Origin of the sequence: Mesorhizobium sp. Root102 (assembly GCF_001425625.1) — a bacterium.
Taxonomy (GTDB): Bacteria; Pseudomonadota; Alphaproteobacteria; order Rhizobiales; family Rhizobiaceae; genus Mesorhizobium.
The window spans coordinates 108,096-125,783 of the sequence record NZ_LMCP01000005.1 but is presented as its reverse complement, the minus strand read 5'-3'; the positions used below and the strand labels follow the sequence as shown (position 1 = coordinate 125,783).

At 62.1% G+C, this 17,688-nt stretch carries 15 protein-coding genes; 8 read left to right on the top strand and 7 right to left on the bottom strand.

The genetic code is table 11. The features are described 5' to 3' along the window. The first annotated feature begins 261 nt into the window (after positions 1-261). Positions 262-1,008, top strand: a complete 747-nt coding sequence (locus tag ASD12_RS07140; protein ID WP_056583320.1) for an SDR family oxidoreductase — start codon at positions 262-264, stop codon at positions 1,006-1,008. Positions 1,009-1,097: 89 nt separating this feature from the next. Here the strand turns inward: ASD12_RS07140 and ASD12_RS07135 are convergent, their stop codons facing one another. The 3 genes from ASD12_RS07135 to ASD12_RS07125 form a co-directional block, all read right to left on the bottom strand. After that, positions 1,098-1,958, bottom strand: a complete 861-nt coding sequence (locus tag ASD12_RS07135; RefSeq protein WP_056583418.1) for an SH3 domain-containing protein — start codon at positions 1,956-1,958, stop codon at positions 1,098-1,100. Between the two features lie 363 nt (positions 1,959-2,321). Then, a complete protein-coding gene (locus ASD12_RS07130; protein WP_056583318.1) occupies positions 2,322-3,608 on the bottom strand; it encodes an FAD-binding oxidoreductase in 1,287 nt (428 codons plus the stop codon). Positions 3,609-3,796: 188 nt separating this feature from the next. Further along, positions 3,797-5,233, bottom strand: a complete 1,437-nt coding sequence (locus tag ASD12_RS07125) for a glutamine synthetase family protein (RefSeq protein ID WP_027035719.1) — start codon at positions 5,231-5,233, stop codon at positions 3,797-3,799. A gap of 145 nt (positions 5,234-5,378) precedes the next feature. On the opposite strand from ASD12_RS07125, the gene ASD12_RS07120 reads away from it, so the two are divergent. Further along, positions 5,379-6,095: an HAD family hydrolase gene (locus tag ASD12_RS07120; RefSeq protein WP_056583316.1), complete on the top strand. Its 717-nt coding sequence runs from the start codon at positions 5,379-5,381 to the stop codon at positions 6,093-6,095. A gap of 69 nt (positions 6,096-6,164) precedes the next feature. Here the strand turns inward: ASD12_RS07120 and ASD12_RS07115 are convergent, their stop codons facing one another. The 3 genes from ASD12_RS07115 to aceA form a co-directional block, all read right to left on the bottom strand. Next, positions 6,165-6,572, bottom strand: coding sequence for a response regulator (locus ASD12_RS07115; RefSeq protein ID WP_244482774.1), 408 nt, complete (start codon positions 6,570-6,572; stop codon positions 6,165-6,167). Positions 6,573-6,848: 276 nt separating this feature from the next. After that, positions 6,849-7,091: a hypothetical protein gene (locus ASD12_RS07110; RefSeq protein ID WP_006202762.1), complete on the bottom strand. Its 243-nt coding sequence runs from the start codon at positions 7,089-7,091 to the stop codon at positions 6,849-6,851. Positions 7,092-7,150: 59 nt separating this feature from the next. Beyond that, positions 7,151-8,440 carry an isocitrate lyase gene (aceA, locus tag ASD12_RS07105; protein ID WP_056583312.1) on the bottom strand — a complete coding sequence of 430 codons (1,290 nt, stop codon included), beginning with the start codon at positions 8,438-8,440 and terminating at the stop codon, positions 7,151-7,153. A gap of 236 nt (positions 8,441-8,676) precedes the next feature. On the opposite strand from aceA, the gene ASD12_RS07100 reads away from it, so the two are divergent. From ASD12_RS07100 to ASD12_RS07075, 6 genes are all read left to right on the top strand, one after another. Further along, positions 8,677-10,119 carry a helix-turn-helix domain-containing protein gene (locus ASD12_RS07100; RefSeq protein WP_056583311.1) on the top strand — a complete coding sequence of 481 codons (1,443 nt, stop codon included), beginning with the start codon at positions 8,677-8,679 and terminating at the stop codon, positions 10,117-10,119. 135 nt (positions 10,120-10,254) lie between these two features. Then, entirely contained in the window at positions 10,255-11,208 is a 954-nt protein-coding gene (locus tag ASD12_RS07095; RefSeq protein ID WP_056583310.1) for a DMT family transporter, read from the top strand. Between the two features lie 350 nt (positions 11,209-11,558). Next, on the top strand, positions 11,559-12,656 hold the full coding sequence (locus ASD12_RS07090) for a polyamine ABC transporter substrate-binding protein (protein ID WP_056583307.1): 1,098 nt from the start codon (positions 11,559-11,561) through the stop codon (positions 12,654-12,656). Positions 12,657-12,737: 81 nt separating this feature from the next. Continuing rightward, positions 12,738-13,877: an ABC transporter ATP-binding protein gene (locus ASD12_RS07085; protein ID WP_056583305.1), complete on the top strand. Its 1,140-nt coding sequence runs from the start codon at positions 12,738-12,740 to the stop codon at positions 13,875-13,877. Between the two features lie 9 nt (positions 13,878-13,886). Next, positions 13,887-14,858 (top strand): ABC transporter permease subunit, encoded by a 972-nt coding sequence (locus ASD12_RS07080; RefSeq protein ID WP_056583303.1) that lies wholly within the window; start codon positions 13,887-13,889, stop codon positions 14,856-14,858. 4 nt (positions 14,859-14,862) lie between these two features. Further along, on the top strand, positions 14,863-15,681 hold the full coding sequence (locus tag ASD12_RS07075) for an ABC transporter permease subunit (RefSeq protein ID WP_056583301.1): 819 nt from the start codon (positions 14,863-14,865) through the stop codon (positions 15,679-15,681). Positions 15,682-15,701: 20 nt separating this feature from the next. Here ASD12_RS07075 and ASD12_RS07070 read toward each other — a convergent pair whose 3' ends face one another. Further along, positions 15,702-17,555, bottom strand: coding sequence for an AsmA family protein (locus ASD12_RS07070; RefSeq protein WP_056583298.1), 1,854 nt, complete (start codon positions 17,553-17,555; stop codon positions 15,702-15,704). Positions 17,556-17,688 lie beyond the last annotated feature (133 nt).

Here is a 17,688-nt window from a genome sequence, read left to right as displayed (position 1 = left end):
TTTAAATTTTCCAGTGCCATGGTGTCACATCTGGGTGTATGCGCCTGCCTCTTGACAGTCCGATACCCGGGAGGCTTGTCGACAGGCGCGGCTCCGGAAGCCTTCGCAGTTGCAGCATAGAGCGGGATCGAAGCGAAAGCCAAAGGAGAAATCGGCAATGGCCGCACATCTTTCGCCCAATCCGGTCAGAAGCCCTGGCTCTGTGCGGATGAGCGCCATTGGCGCGCCGGTTGATCGTCACCAATCATGAGCGGGAAAAACATGCGTCTGGAAAACAAGGTTGCCGTCATCACCGGTGCCGCGTCGGGCTTTGGCGAGGGCATCGCCAGGCGCTTTGCGCAGGAGGGCGCCAAGGTCGTTGTCGCCGATCTCAATGCCAAGGGCGCGGAGCGCGTCGCCGGCGAAATCGGGGAAGCGGCGATCTGGACCCAGACGGATGTTTCGCTGCGCTCCGAATTCGACGAGATGGTCTATGCCGCAAAAAGCGCCTTCGGTCGCATCGACATCATGGTCAACAATGCCGGTTACACCCATCGCAATGGCGACATGCTCAACGTCGACGAGGAAACCTTCGACCTGATCACATCAGTTAACATGAAGGCGATCTATCATGCGGCACTCGCCGTGGTGCCGATCATGGAGCGGCAAGGCGGCGGCGTCATCCTGACCACGGCCTCCACCGCAGGCCTGCGCCCGCGGCCGGGCCTCACCTGGTACAATGCGTCAAAAGGCTGGGCGATCACCGCCACCAAATCGATGGCGGTGGAACTGGCGCCGAAGAACATCCGCGTCAACTGCCTCTGCCCGGTTGCCGGCGAGACCGGCATGCTGGAGAAATTCATGGGCGCCGACACGCCCGAAATCCGCGAGAAGTTCCGGGCATCGATCCCGCTCGGCCGGCTTTCGACGCCGCTCGATATCGCCAACGCAGCGCTCTGGCTGGCCTCGGACGAAGCCGCCTTCATCACCGGTGTCGCGCTGGAGGTCGACGGCGGCCGCTGTATCTGAAGGCCCTGGGTCGCCCAGAAGCGAGAACCGGTTTTGGGCGAACGACATGCACCAAAGCAAGAGGCACGTTCCACGCAGGGCGATGGGCGTCAGGCGCCGGTCTTGATGTAGCTCTTGTAGATCCAGCCGGTCTTGCCGTTGTAGGTGATCTGGCACCATTTCTTGCAGCTCATCACCTGCACCGAGGTTCTGGCTGGCACCGTGACGATGGCGGCCGCATTTTTCTTCGGACCGCTCCGCATGGTCACAGCCCGCAGGATCCGTCCGGTTCCGGCGGCGGCAATTTTCCTTGGCTTTTCCTTGGCTTGGCTGCCATCGCCTTCCGCCGCTGCCGGCTGCTGCGCCGTCACTTGCGGCTGCACCTCCGGTATGGCGGCGGTTTGTGCACCATCGGGATGGCCGCCCGACGGCGAGGTGGGCGCGGCGACCTTGGCAAGTTCGGTGGCGGCATCGGTATCGGCTGACGGCTGCGCGAATGCCGCCGGCTTGTCCGGCGCCTGTTCAGCCTGGTTCGCCGCCTGGCTGCGAGCAGGCGCGTCGGAAGCGGGTGCAGCCTTCGGCTGCGAACCGGTCCAGCGCGGATCGTTGGCCGCGAGTGCGGGGATGTTGGCTTCAGCGGCCGCTACGGTCGGTGAAACCGCGTTGGATTTGCGCGCCTGCGGCACGGTTGCCGCAGCCACCGCTGCTCCTGCCGGCGCGATTTTCGTCGTCTTCACCGGAATGGTTGGAATGGTCTGCTCGGGGCTCGCTGCCGCTTGCCTGTCATTGGCCGGCAATGCCAGCCACAGCGCAACGGCGGCGACGCCAAACAGTGCGGCGGTGCCGATCGCGGCGATCACCAGATGCGAATTCGAACGGACTTCCTGCCAGAAGGACGGCCGCATGTCATACCCGAACTGCATGGCAAAGCGCCGACGTTCCGGCGTACCGAAACTGAAGGGCTCTCTCACTCTTGCCACCTCCATAAGCGGGCCGATGTTCTTTCGATCGAATGCCAAGAACCTGGCGCCAGATCTGCATCGATCCCAAGAAACCAAAGCGGGCAAGCCCGCAGAATTCCCCGTCAGTCGCCCACAACCGGCATCTTTTGCCGGTGATTGTGGCATCACTACGCCTTCCCTGCGATTCTGCACCTTCGCCGGGGATTCTGCAATGTGTCGCCACGGCAACAAATATTACAGCAATATTACAGGAATTCAGAACGATCCTATCCACCCGGCGCATGATCCCGAAAGTGGCATCAGGCTGTGGCCAAAAATCATGCCAACCAACAGATGGAGCCCGGTCCTGATTCCATCGGGACGGAACCGGTCCTAAATCCTGTCCCGCAGCGCAAACCAGTTGAGCGCCAGGAAAAGCAGCGGCGTGCGGAAGCGCCGGCCGCCGGGGAAGGGCGGGATTTTCAGATCCTCGATCAGCTTCAGCCGGTCGCGGTTGCCGGCTACGGTTTCGGCATAGAGCTTACCGAAGAAGTTGGACAGCATGACGCCGTGGCCGGAATAGCCGCCGGCCGAGATCACATTGGGCATCACTTCGCGCACGAACGGCTTTCTCGGCACCGTGATGCCGACATAGCCGCCCCAGCCATGCGTGATCTCGACATCCCTGAGCGCCGGATAGAGTTCGGCGATCTGGCGGCGGATGTGGATGTGGATATCCTTCGGATCGTTGACGCCGTAAACCTCGCGTCCGCCAAACAGCAGCCGCCCGTCCTTCGATCTGCGGAAATAGCGCACGACGAAGCGGGAATCGTCGACCGCCTCGCCGCCCGGCAGCACGTCTGAGTCCGCTCCCAGAGGAACGGTGGCGCCGATGAACGAACCGATCGGCATGATGTGCGCCGCACTCACCGGCTCGAGCGTGCCGCCATAGGCATTGACCGCGATCAGGCATTTCTGCGCGGTCACCGTGCCTCTCGGTGTCGAAACCTTGACCTTGCCGCCATGGGAAATGATCCCGGTCGATGGTGTCCCCTCGAACAGCTGCGCGCCCGCTTGCGCTGCCACCCGCACTGTACCGATCACCAGCTTCATCGGATGGATGTGGCCAGTGCCGGTGTCGCGAGTCCCGCCGAAATAGGCGGTCGAGCCCAGCCGCTCCGCCGTCTCCCTGGCATCCATGAACGAGATATGCGGGTAGGAAAAACGGCTCGCCATGGTCTCGGCATGCGCCTTGTAGTCGTCGACGTAGCGCGGCTTGTGCGCCACCGAGAGCTGGCCCGGCATATAGTCGATATCGATCTGGTTGGCGGCGGCGAATTCGAGGAGATGCGTCTTCGCCTCTTCGGCAAGATCGAACAGCGCCTTGGCGCGGGAGAAACCATACTCGGCTTCCAACTCCTCAGCCCAGGCACGCTGGCCGGTGCCAAGTTGACCACCATTGCGCCCCGAGGCGCCATCACCGAAGCGATACGCCTCGATCAGCACGACATTGGCGCCCGCCTTGGCCAGATGCGCTGCCGCCGACAGGCCGGTAAAGCCGCCGCCGATGATGACGACGTCGCAAGTCCGGTCGCCATCAAGCGCCGGGTATTCCGGCCATGGGCCGGCCGTGTCCTCATACCAGGAACGGCCGGGGGAGATCGGGGATTGGTAGGTCATGATGCGGTGAAGACTCGGAGATTTGGAAGGGGAAGCGAATAGCGATTAGCGAATAGGGAAGAATTGAAAAGTGAGGGTTGATCGAGACTGTGTCGCCTGTCTCATCATTGCTATTTGCTATTTGCTATTTGCTATTTGCTATTTGCTATTTGCTATTTGCTATTCGCTATTTTCTATTCGCTATTGCCCTAAACATTGAGCAGCAGATACTCCCGCTCCCACGGACTAATCACTTCCATGAAGGTCTCGAATTCCGCGCGCTTGATCGCCGCATAGGTCGCGGCGAAGGACTTGCCCAGATGCGCGCAGAGTTCCTCGTCGCCCTCGAACAGGTCGACGGCTTCGAGCAGGCCGCGCGGCAGGTCGATCTCGTCGGCGTTGGCTGTGGTCAGGACGGGAGGTTCGGCCTTGATCTTGTTGGTGATGCCGATCAGCCCGCAGGCAAGCGATGCCGCCAGCGCCAGATAGGGGTTGGCATCGGAGGACGGGATGCGATTTTCGACGCGCCGAGCCGCCGGATCCGAGCGTGGCACGCGAAACGCCGTGGTGCGGTTGTCATAGCCCCATTTGTTGTTGACCGGCGCCGACGCCGCCTGTGTCAGCCGGCGGTAGGAATTGACATAGGGCGCGAACATCACCAGCGCGTTCGGCACATGCTTCTGCATGCCGCCGATGAAGTGGAAAAAATCGTCGGTTTCCGAGCCGTCGGCGGCCGAAAAGATGTTCTGTCCGGTCTTCTTGTCGATGATCGACTGATGGATATGCATGGCGGAGCCAGGCTGCCCCTGGATCGGCTTGGCCATGAAGGTGGCATAGATCTCGTGCTTCAGCGCCGCCTCGCGAATGGTGCGCTTGAACATGAACACCTGGTCGGCCAGTTCGATCGGGTCGCCGTGGCGCAGATTGATCTCCAACTGGCCGGCGCCTTCCTCGTGGATCAGCGTATCGATCTCCAGGCCCTGGCTTTCGGAGAAATGGTAGATGTCGTCGATCAGCTCGTCGAATTCGTTGACGCCGGCGATCGAATAGCCGGCGCCGCCGCCGATCGCGCGCCCCGAACGGCCGACCGGCGGTGTCAGCGGATAGTCCGGATCGGGATTCTTGCGCACCAGATAGAACTCGATCTCGGGCGCCACCACCGGCTTCAGGCCGAGCTTGTCATAGGCAGCCACCACACGCTTCAGCACATTGCGCGGCGTGAATTCGACCGAGCGCCCGTCCTGGTGGACTAGATCGCAAATGACCGCGGCCGTCGGGTCTTCTTCCCAGGGCACCACCGTCAGCGTCGACAGGTCCGGCATCAGTTTGAGGTCGCCGTCGTCTTCCGGGTAATGGAAGCCGTTGCCATCCTCGGGGTAGCCGCCGGAAATCGTCGTCATGAAGACTGCCGACGGCAGTGCCAGCGAGGTGTTGGAGGTGAATTTCTTCGATGGCATCATCTTGCCACGCGCGACGCCTGCCTGATCGGGCGTGATGCACTCGATGTCCTCGATGCCGCGCCATTCCAGCCAGGCGCTGACTTCCTTCCAGTTCTTGACGCCCCGTTGGTTTTTCACGAAGGCAGGCGTGCGGGCACGTCCTCCGCGGCTCGACGGACGGACTTCCTTTTTTGCAGGCGGCATCATTCACCAGATTGGGTTGCGGATTGTGGAGTATAGCCGTGCCCCCCTATGGAAGGGAAGGGGAGCCGCGTCGGGCATTGGCTGACGCGGTTGAAAATCACGCCAATCTGCTTAGTTTCCCCATTCCCAATGCCAATCGAGACGTTCAATGCGGCACAACGGTAAACTGACGACGATCGGCTTCGATGCCGACGACACGCTGTGGCAGAACGAGCAGTTCTTCCGCCTGACGGAGAAGCGCTTTGCCGCCATGCTTGCCGATCATGGCGAAGCGGAGCACATCTCCGCACGATTGCTGGAAGCCGAAAGGCGCAACCTCGCCATCTATGGCTTCGGCATCAAGGGATTTACCCTGTCGATGATCGAAACGGCGATCGAGGTCACTAAAGGCCGCGTGCCGGCCTCGGTCATATCGGAGGTTCTCGATGCCGGCCGCGAGATGCTGAGCCATCCGATCGAGCCCCTGCCGCATGCGCGCGAGACTGTCGAGAAGCTTGCCGGCGCATTCCGCCTTGTGCTGATCACCAAGGGCGACCTCTTCGACCAGGAGCGCAAGCTGGCTGGGTCAGGCCTGGGCGATTTGTTCGATGCGGTCGAGATCGTCAGCGACAAGAATGCCGCCACCTATAACAGACTCTTCAACCGCCACGGCGATGGTCCTGCGAAAAGCATGATGGTCGGCAACTCGCTGAAGTCGGACGTGGTGCCGGCCATCGAGGCCGGCGGTTGGGGTGTCCATGTGCCGCATGAACTGACCTGGGTGCTGGAGCATGTCGAGGCGCCGGTGGCCGAATCGAGGTTTTGCCAGATATCCGATCTCGGACAACTGCCCGGACTGGTTGAAAGCATCATCAATCCGGGCTGATCGCCGGGCCTTACCTATTTTGCGCAATTCCGGACGGAAAAACCGTTACACACTTTTCCTGCAATTGCTCTAGCGGCCGATCAGGCGATCGATCACCGGTTGCAACCGTTCGGGCGTTATCGGCTTGGCGACCACGACATCGATGATATCAGACAGGCCCAGGCTTTCCGTCGTGCCATTCTTGGTTGAAAGCAGGATTACCGGTGGCTGCGATTTGCCCGAGACCCGCCGCAACGCGGCGATGCTGGACATCAGACTGTCGCAGTCCTTGTTGTCTGCGCCGCCGTCAAGGACAACCGCGCCGGGAATGAGGGACCGCAAGATCCTTGCCGCCGTGTCGGGAGATTCCGAAATCGGCTTGAGCCCGGATCGCTCGACGATCTTTGAGATCACCACGCGATTGATTGGCGATCTGCCAACGACAAGCACCTGCGACGGATCATGGATCGTCTCGGTGCTTGAGTCGCGGGTCACCAGATTTGGATGTCTTGGAGTCTCGCCTTCGCGATTCACTGGGCACACAAGTCGGCCAAGAAGCTCGCCCCTATTTCAATGCAGAGTTGAATCTGGAGCGCAATTGGCGTGAGATCGAAGCCCATGTCAAGGTGAAATAAAACGACCCGAAATCATCTCCGGGGGCAGTGCATTCCAAGCAACGCTACTGTACTGAACTGTCCATTCGTGCATTTCGTAAAAAGAAAATTCACCTGCGCAGAGACTGCGCAGGTGAAGGGTAGGTTGCAAGGATTTCGATCAGCCGTGGCTCTGCTGTGTGACGATCACCGGGATCAGCAGATCGCCCCAGTTGCCGTCGCCGCCGTGGTGGCGTGCCGAGCGCACGAGCTCAACCGAGACGCCCGCCTCGACCGCCTTCATCACCGACTGGTTCAGGCGGTGCAGGTCGTTGGCCAGCATGCGGATCGTCGCTTGCTGGTCGACGCTCATCGTCGTGGACTGTTCCTCGGCGCGTTCCTTGACGCGGCTTATCGATGCCATTGGTCTTCTCCTTGTGTTCCAAGCCCCGTTGGGCGTTTCCTCTGTATTTCTGTGATCCGCTATTCTGCGGCTGGTTTGAACTGTGCGTGCTCGGTCGATTCATGCATTGCAGTGGTCGACGACTGGCCGCCGGTGATCGCCATCGACACGGCGTCGAAATAGCCGGTGCCGACCTCGCGCTGGTGCTTGGTCGCGGTGTAGCCATCGGCCTCGGCAGCGAATTCCGCCTCCTGCAACTCGGAATAGGCCGCCATCTGCCGTGCCTTGTAGCCGCGCGCCAGTTCGAACATGCCATAGTTGAGCTGGTGGAAGCCGGCGAGTGTGATGAACTGGAACTTGTAGCCCATGGCGCCGAGCTCCTTCTGGAACCTGGCGATCGTCGCGTCGTCGAGGTTCTTCTTCCAATTGAACGATGGCGAGCAATTGTAGGCGAGCAGCTTGTCGGGGTGATGCTTGCGCACGCCCTCGGCGAATTTCTTGGCCTGTGCCAGGTCGGGCTTCGAGGTCTCGCACCAGATCAGATCCGCGTAAGGCGCATAGGCGATGGCGCGGGCGATGCAGGGCTCGATGCCGTTCCTGACGTTGTAGAAACCTTCCACCGTACGCCCGGCGCTATAGTCGACGAAAGGCTGGTCGCGTTCGTCAATGTCGGAGGTGAGCAGCTTGGCGGCTTCCGCATCGGTGCGCGCGACGACCAGGGTCGGCGTGCCCATCACGTCCGCTGCCAGGCGCGCGGCGTTGAGGTTGCGGATGTGCGCCGCGGTCGGGATCAGCACCTTGCCGCCGAGATGGCCGCACTTCTTCTCCGACGCCAGCTGATCCTCATAATGGACGCCGGCGGCACCCGCCTCGATGAAGGCCTTCATGATCTCGAATGCGTTGAGCGGTCCGCCGAAGCCGGCTTCCGCGTCGGCGACGATCGGCGCGAACCAGGTCTCGACCGAAAGCCCGTTGCCTTCGGACGTCTCGATCTGGTCGGCGCGCTGCAGCGTGCGGTTGATGCGCTTGACCAGTTCGGGCGCCGCATTGGCCGGATAGAGCGACTGGTCCGGATACATCGCGCCAGCCGTGTTGGCGTCGGCGGCAACCTGCCAGCCCGACAGATAGATCGCCTTCAATCCGGCGCGCACCTGCTGCATCGCCTGGTTGCCAGACATGGCGCCGAGCGCGTTGACGAAGTCCTCCTCGTGGATGAGCTTCCACAGCCGGTTGGCGCCCATTTCGGCGAGGCTCTGGCGAATCTGCACCGAACCGCGCAGCCGCTTAACATCCGCCGCGGAATAGGGCCGTTCGATACCGTCAAAGCGACCTTCAGGCGCCGATGGGACGAGGTTGTAAAAATCGGTCATGGGTCACTCCGAAAGATTGCTGCACCGTGTCCGGGCGTTGATCATCTGTGCGCCGGGATATGACTGAATTTACATTGCGGCGCAAAATGAGCCAGAAAAATCAAGGAAGTTGGCGAAATATAAGGGAAAATCTGTGTTGCCTTTGACAGACTCGCATTGTAAATTTGTCATGATTGTAAAGGGCAGCGCAGCGAGGTTGCCGCGAAACTTGTGTAAATTCCTGTCAAGGACAGTCGATGGCTGACCAGAAAATATTCGCCGGGCCGCGCATCCGCCGCATCCGCAACGCCAAGGGCCTGACTCAGATGGCGATGGCCGAGGGCCTCGGCATTTCGCCGTCCTATCTCAACTTGATCGAGCGCAACCAGCGGCCGCTGACGGTGCAGCTGATCCTGAAACTGGCGTCCGTCTACAAGGTCGACCCACACGAGTTGCAGGGCGAGGCAAGGGGGTCTGTCGCCGCCTTGAAGGAGGTGTTCACTGATCCTCTGCTGGTCGGCGAGCTGCCGGGCGATCAGGAGCTGATCGAGATTGCCGAGGCAGCGCCCAACGCGTCCGCGGCGGTGATAAAACTGTTCCGCGCCTATCGCGAGCAGGCCGAGCGCCTGTCCGATCTCAACGCGCTTTTGGCGCGCGAAGGTCGCGCGACGGCGCTTTCCGGCGCCCGCCTGCCGATCGACGAGGTGCACGAGATTTTCGAGCGCCGGCCGAACCATTTCGCAGCCCTCGAGGAGGAGGCCGCGGCGTTCACCTCGGTCCTCGATCCCGGCGACGATCTGTTCGGCGCGCTGAAGGCCTGGCTGAGGCGCGAATATGGCATCGTGGTCAAGGTGCTGCCGGTCGCCACCATGCCGAACTGGCGCCGCCGTTACGATCGCCACTCGCAGCGCCTGTTCCTGTCCGAACGCCTGTCGCCGTTCGACCAGTTGCGCGAAGTCGCGATGGAGGCCTGTCTGATCCGCATGACAGTCGCGGTCGCCGGCGAGATCCAGGCGCTCAAACTCACCACCGACGAGGCACGCCGCCTGGCCCGCTTCGAACTTGGCCGCTACGCGGCGCATGCGCTGATGATGCCCTATCAGGCCTTTCATGCGGCAGCCGTGCGCGCCCGCTATGACGTCGACGTCCTGCGTTCGCGCTTCGGGGTCTCTTTCGAACAGGCGGCGAACCGGCTGACCATGCTGCAGCGGCAGGGTGCCTCAGGCGTGCCGTTCTTCATGCTGGAGGTCGACAGCGCCGGCAACCGCTTCCGCAAGGCCGGCAGCCAGGGCTTTCCGCAAAGCCGCTTCGGCGGCGGCTGTCCCAAACTGCCCGTGCATGTGGCCTTCACCCAGCCCGGCCAGATCTTCGTCGAGGCAGTGGAAATGCCCAACGGCGCCGAGTTCCTGTGCATCGCCCGCACGCTGGAAGGGCCGCAAGGCGCGTTCTCGGAACGCCCGCGCCGCACCGCGCTGCTGCTCGGTTGCGACATCGGCTTTCGTGACGAGATCGTCTATGGCGCAGCGTTGCCCGGTGCGGCAATCACCGCAAAGGCTGGCAGTGTAGCGGCGACGCCTATCGGGCCTGCCTGCCGGCTTTGCGAACGCGTCGGCTGCCTGGCGCGCGCCGAACCGCCGGTGACGCGTCCGCTCGGCCTCGACGAGATGGTGACGGGCCTGAGCGCCTTCGACTTCCAGTAGCGCCGAGGCAAGGTGCCACAATTGTCGCCGGTCGCTGGCTCACCCCCGGCCTGCGTCTTTGCGTTACGCGAACAGAGCATCTTTTCGTCGTCCCTTGCGCATCGTCCCGTCCACAAAAGCCCGACAGTCGCGCCCATGACCGACACCGCACCATCGCCGATCCTTGTTTCATCGAGCGTCCCGCAACGGGAGGAGCGCATCGGCTTCCTGCTGGTGTTCCTGTCGGCGCTGATGTGGAGTTTCGGCGGCACCATCGCCCGCTTCATCACCACCGGCGACAGCTGGACGGTTATTTTCTGGCGCTCCATCTGGGCAGCCGCCTTCCTGGTCTGCTTCATGGTCTGGCGCGACGGCTGGCGCGGCATGCTGAAAATGTTCCGTGACATGGGTCTGCCCGGCCTTGCCGTCGGGATCTGCTTCGCCACCGCGTCGACCGCCTTCGTTGTGGCGCTTGCCTACACCACCGTCGCCAACATCCTGTTGATGCAGGCCGGCGTGCCGTTGCTGGCGGCGCTGTTTGCCTGGGCGTTGTTCCACGAAAGGGTTGGTATCACGACCTGGGTGGCGATTGCCGCCGTCATCGCCGGCGTCGCCATCATGGTGTCGGAATCGCTTGATGGCGCCGTCTCGCCCATAGGCGACGGGTTGGCGCTGTTGATCGCGGTCATGTTCTCGATCGCGACCGTCATCACCCGGCGGTTTTCCAGCGTACGCATGACGCCGGCAACCTGTCTCGGCACCATGCTTGCGGCCGGCTTTGCCGCCTCACAGGCATCGACATTCACTGTATCGGTCAGTGACATGGGCTTTCTCTTTGCTTTCGGCGTGGTCAATCTCGGCATTGGTCTCGCGTTCTTCGCCACTGGCGCACGGCTGATCCCGGCGGCCATCGCGGCGTTGCTCGGCACGTTCGAGCCGATCCTCGGCCCGATATGGGTCTGGCTCATCCATTCCGAGGTGCCGTCGGCGCGCACCATCATCGGTGGCGCGGTGGTGGTGACGGCGCTGCTCGTCCATATCGGTCTTGAGTTCAAGCGCCAGACACGGCCCGAGCGTGCAGGGGTCACCGGCGTGCCGTCGCCTAATTGAAGCGGTGTGCAGCTTTGCCATTGACAACTTCGTAGCCGCGCGGGCAGGCTGAGACCACGGCAACAACAAGACAGGCGTATCTTGCCAAGTCTCCCAGCCGGTCAGATCGAGACCGGACCATATCGTCGTATCTCTGCCCCCGCCACGGCGAAAGCCTCTGACGGTATCGGCACGCCTCCCAGGCCGCCGCAGGGACACAGAGCCATCTCTTGCCGCTCATTGAACCGCCTGCATGGTGTCGCCAGTTCGCGCTTGTCGGCCCTTGGAAAGCTCAATAGTCTGAAACAAATGCCCGGTCGCGCGGGGTCCGCGACGAGCCGGCAATGGAACACTCACCAAAGGAGAATAGCATGATCCGCAAAGCGCTCTGGCTTTCGGCAACCTCGGCATTTCTGACGCTTTTTACCGTCGGCGGTCACGCCGAAGACCGCGTCGTCAACGTCTTCAACTGGTCGGACTACATCGACAGTTCGATCATCGATGATTTCACCAAGGAAACCGGCATCAAGGTCGTCTACGACACCTTCGATTCCAACGAAATCCTTGAAACCAAGCTGCTTGCCGGCGGCAGCGGCTACGACGTCGTCGTGCCCAGCGGCAATTTCCTCGCGCGCCAGATCCAGGCCGGGGTGTTCCAGAAGCTAGACAAGTCGAAGCTGCCGAACCTTTCCAACATGTGGGACGTCATTTCGGAGCGAACCAGCAAATACGACCCCGGCAACGAATATTCGACCAACTACATGTGGGGCACGGTCGGCATCGGCTACAACATCAAGAAAGTGCAGGCAGCGCTCGGCACCGACAAGATCGACAGTTGGGACGTGTTCTTCAACCCGGAAAGTCTGGCCAAATTGAAGGACTGTGGCGTGTATGTGCTGGATTCGCCGGCCGACATGATCCCGGCAGCGTTGAAATATCTCGGCCTCGACCCGAACAGCACTTCGGCCGACGATATCGCCAAAGCCGAGGAGGTTATGCTTAAGATCCGGCCCTCCATCCGCAAGTTCCACTCCTCCGAATATATCAATGCTCTGGCAAACGGCGACATTTGCCTGGCGGTCGGCTTCTCGGGTGACGTCTTTCAGGCACGCAACCGCGCGCAAGAAGCCAAGCAGGGCGTCGAAATCGGCTACGCAGTGCCGAAGGAAGGGGCGCAGATATGGTTCGACCAGATGGCGATACCGGCCGATGCGCAGCATGTCACCGAGGCGCATGAATTTATCAACTACATGATGAAGCCTGAAGTGATCGCCAAATCGTCGAACTTTGTGCTCTACGCCAACGGCAACAAGGCGTCGCAGCAGTTCGTCGACAAGGCGATCCTGGACGATCCGGCGATCTATCCGGACGTGGCGACCTTGCAGAAGCTCTATACTGTCCAGCCGTACGATCCCAAGACCCAGCGCATCATTACGCGCACCTGGACCAAGATCGTCACTGGCCAATAAGCAATCGACATGGTCCCGGCAGCCACCTGCCGGGACCATTCTTTTCTGGGGCAAGAAGCAAGAGTCAGGACGGAGTGGGACATGAAATCGCTTGGCAGCATCCGCAGGGATTTTGCGCCGTGGAACGACCCGAACGCCAAGCCATATATCCAGTTCGACAACGTCACCAAGAAGTTCGGTGACTTCACCGCCGTCAACAATCTGTCGCTGACCATCTTCGAGCGCGAGTTCTTCGCTCTGCTCGGCGCCTCCGGTTGCGGAAAATCGACGCTGCTCAGGATGCTCGCCGGTTTCGAGGAGCCGACATCAGGCCGCATCCTGCTCGATGGCCAGGATCTGCGCGGCATCCCGCCCTACCGGCGGCCGGTCAACATGATGTTCCAGTCCTATGCGCTGTTCCCGCACATGACGGTCGAGAACAACATCGCCTTCGGCCTCAAGCAGGACGGCATGCCGAAGCCCGAGATCGCGTCGCGCGTTGCCGAGATGCTGAAGCTGGTCAAGCTCGAGCAGTTCGCCAAGCGCAAGCCGCATCAGCTGTCAGGTGGCCAGCGCCAGCGCGTCGCACTCGCCCGCTCGGTCGCCAAGCGGCCGAAGGTGCTGCTGCTCGACGAGCCGCTTGGCGCTCTCGACAAGAAACTGCGCGAGGAAACGCAGTTCGAACTGATGGACCTGCAGCAGAACCTCGGCCTGACCTTCGTCGTCGTCACCCATGACCAGGAAGAGGCGATGACGATGGCCGATCGCATCGCCATCATCGACAAGGGCGAGGTGATGCAGGTGGCAACGCCGGCCGAAGTCTACGAGGCGCCGGGGTCGCGCTTCGTCGCCGGCTTCGTCGGCAATGTGAACATGTTCGAAGGCAAGATCGCGCGTGGCGAGGCCGGCAGCGCCAGCATCGATGCCGGCAATGGCATCACCATCCGCACCGACAATGCCGGCACCGCCGGCGCTGGGACGGCCGTCACCTTCGCCATCAGGCCGGAAAAGATCAAGGTGTCGTCGAAGAAGCCGGCCGAGGCGGTCAACGCGATAGAGGGCGAGGTCTACGACATCGCCTATCTCGGCGACATGACCGTCTATCATGTCAGGCTGGACGACGGCCAGGTGGTGCGTGCGAGCACCATGAACGCGGCCCGCATCACCGAGGATCCGTTGAGCTGGAACGACCGCGCCTGGGTTTCCTTCCGGCCCGACGCCGGCGTCGTGCTGACGCGGTAGGGGGCGACCATGTCGAGCGCCGCCGTCACCACCGCATCAGCCCCGGCTACCAATGCCGGCGGATCCGCCCTCGCCAGGCTGGGCGCGGCCTTCTTTGGCCGCCTGGTCATCATCGTCCCCTATGTCTGGCTGCTGTTCTTCTTCCTCATTCCGTTCGTCATCGTCTTCAAGATTTCACTGTCGCAAACGGCGATCGCCATTCCGCCCTATACGCCGGCACTCGATTTCAGCGGCGGCATTTCCGGGTTCATTGCTCAGCTGAAGCAACTCAGTCTCGACAACTACACCTGGCTGACGCAGGACGCGCTCTACTTCAACGCCTATGTGACCAGCGTCATCATCGCCGCGATCTCGACGGTCCTGACATTGCTCGTCGGCTATCCGATCGCCTACGGCATGGCGCGCGCGCCGGCGACGATCCGCCCAACCTTGCTGATGCTGGTGATCCTGCCATTCTGGACCTCGTTCCTGATCCGCGTCTACGCCTGGATCGGCATTCTCAAGCCCGAAGGGCTGCTCAATCAGCTGCTGCTCGCCACTGGGGTCATTCACCAGCCGCTGATCATCCTCAACACCTACACGGCGATCTTCATCGGTATCGTTTATTCCTACCTGCCGTTCATGGTGCTGCCGCTGTATTCCGCTCTTGAGAAGATGGATTATTCGCTGATCGAGGCAGCCAAGGATCTCGGCTGTCCGCCAACCGGCGCTTTCTGGAAGATCACCTTCCCGCTGTCGCTGCCCGGTGTCATCGCCGGCTGTCTGCTGGTGTTCATTCCGGCCGTCGGCGAATTCGTCATTCCCGATCTGCTTGGCGGGTCGCAGACGCTGATGATCGGCAAGACGCTGTGGAACGAGTTCTTCGCCAATCGCGACTGGCCTGTATCGTCGGCCGTGGCCGTCATCCTGCTGTTGCTGCTGATCGTGCCGATCATGCTCTTCCAGCGGGCTCAGGCGCGCGCTCAAGAAATGGACAGGTGACCGCATGAACACCACCTGGAGTCGCTTCAACATCACCTCGATCGTGCTTGGCTTTGCCTTTCTCTATTTGCCGATCGTGCTGCTCATCGTCTTCTCCTTCAACGAGTCGAAACTGGTCACGGTCTGGGGCGGTTTCTCGACCAAATGGTACGTCTCGCTGTTCCACAACCAGGGCCTCATGGACGCGACCTGGGTGACGGCGCGTGTTGGCCTGATCTCGGCCACCGTTGCGACGGTGCTGGGCACTCTGGCTGCGCTCACCTTGACCCGCTACACGCGCTTCAGGGGCAGGGTGCTGTTTTCAGGCATGGTCTTTGCACCGCTGGTCATGCCGGAAGTCATCACCGGCCTGTCGCTGCTGCTGCTCTTCGTCGCGGTCGGCCTCGACCGCGGCTTCCTCACCGTGACCCTCGCCCACATCACGCTGACCATGTGCTTCGTCGCCGTCGTCGTGCAGTCGCGCCTCATCACCTTCGACCGCTCGCTCGAGGAAGCCGCGATGGATCTGGGCGCAACGCCGGTGAAGACCTTTTTCCAGATCACGCTGCCGGTCATCATGCCGGCCATCGTGTCCGGCTGGATGCTGGCCTTCACTCTGTCGCTCGACGATCTGGTCATCGCCAGCTTCACCTCCGGGCCGGGCGCCACGACGCTGCCGATGAAGATCTACAGCCAGGTTCGCCTCGGCGTGACGCCGGAGATCAACGCCGCCTGCACCATCCTGATCGCCGTTGTGGCGATTGGCGTCATCATCGCCTCGCTTGCCAACAAGCGCCGTGAGGTGCAGCGCCAGCTCGACGAGCAGGCCGCACAGCGCGGCTGAAGATTGAAAGCGCGGCGGGCCTATTCCCCCGAAACGCCGCGGCTGATCGGGGAAATGAACGGCGTGCTCCATGTCCCGCCGACGAAGAACGAGGACTGGTTGGGGCCTTGCTGACCATTGGTCTGTGTTGCCGCCTGGTCCGCCTGAATGACACCACCGGACAATGCCAGTCCTCGTCCGGCGTAGGAGGCGATGCCCGACAGCCAGATCTTGTACTTCGCCGAATTGGCCTCGGCCTTGTCGATCCGTGCCACGCCCTTCGAAATGCTGGCCTTGATCTCGGCGCCGTCGATCGGCAACGTTCCGTCGGAGACGTCGTCAAGCGCGAAGAAGCCGCCTTGCTCGGTATGTTTGAGGAAGGCCGGCAGGTTGAGCTTGCTCAACGCACCTGGCCCGAAGGTCGCCGAAACCGAGCCGTCGGCATTGTCAAAGATGGAGTCCCAGGTTCTGCCCGGTCCCTTGAGGATCACCGAGACGGTCCCCGTGCCGACCGGCACCAGCCGGGTCATGCCTGCCGCCGTGCCGAAAGCACCGCCGTCGATGTCGGACGCCAGCAGCCGGATTTCGACCTGCGTACCTTCCGGCTTGCGGTCGAAACGAAGGCTGGTCTGGATGTTGCCGCCGAAGGCCGAGGCATCGGAAATATCGAAGGCGGAAAGACCATCCTTGACCTGTGCGGTGGCGGCGACATCGGCGAGTTGGATAGGCCCCGCCGTGGCGTGCGCTGCCGACAACCTGAGATCAAGGTTGATCTTGTCGGCGAAACTTGTGTCGATTTCGCCGGGTCCCGCCCCTCCGGTCGGCGCCAGCGGCGTGAAGGCGGAGAGGAACGATCTGAGATCGAGCGTGTCGAAGGCGAGCGTGCCGGAGATCACCGGCTGTGCCTCGCCGAGCGAGAGGTCCAGCGCACCCATTCCCGGATTGTTGTCCAGGGCAATGGCCGTGTTGTCGAACTTGACGCGCCCGCCCGTCGCCGTGATCTTGCTCGAAATGCCGACCGAGCCGATGGCAGCGCCCGGAGCGATGCCGGCCTGCGACCATTCCAGGACACGCCGCAGCGAGGGTGCCGAGAATTTCGCCTGGCCGTCGAAATAGGTGTTTTCGGACATGCTGGCCGTGCCGTCGAACGAGAAGGTGGCGGGTGCCGCCTTGAAGGACAGCGTGAGCGGCGCCGTACCGCCGGCAAACAGCACAAGCGGTTTCGCCGAGGCGACGTCCAGCGCAACGCTTTCACCGCGCCAGATCCCTGTGGCCGACAGCGTCGCATTGCTGTTCATCGCCGCCCAATTCGCCTGGCCGGTCAAACTGCTCAGGATTTCGACGTCCTTGCCGGCGATGGAGGCCACCATGCGGCCGTCGCGGAACTCCACCGTGCCGAAGGTGTCGGCCGGCAGCTTATCGAGGTCCGGCTTGGCGGGGTCGGCATTGACCACGCCGCGCGCCGCATCGATGGAGCGCGTGATGCGCCCGCCGGTCGGGACGGCGGGCAGGAAGAGGCCGGCTGGCGTGCGCTGAACCCGGATCGTCGGCCGCACCAGCCGCGCCGTCGAAAACACCACGTCGCCGCGCAGCGCCGCCATGGCGGAAAGGTCGACCTCGACCCGTTCTGCCTCGACGACCGGTGGCGCCTCGGTGTCGGTCCATTGTGAAAGCGTCACATCGGTCAGGATGGCCCGGAATGTCGGCCAGACCTCGATGCGCGGCGAACCTTCGATGGCGACCCGGAAGCCGCTCCACGCACTCATTTCCCAGGCGATGCGGTCGCGCACGATACGGGTGGAGGCGATCAGCGGCAGGGCGGCAACCACCAGCGCGATGACGATACCGGCAGCGCCGATCGTCCATACCCCGCGCCGGATCAAAGATGATGGCATATCGCCCCGTATGCTTCCATTCCGACAAATCGCCCGACGGGTGTAACCCCAGTCGTCACCACGACGTCCAGTCGTCACTACGACTTAGGGCTGAGGCATTTCAAGTCTTTATGGCTCGGCGATGGCATTTGCG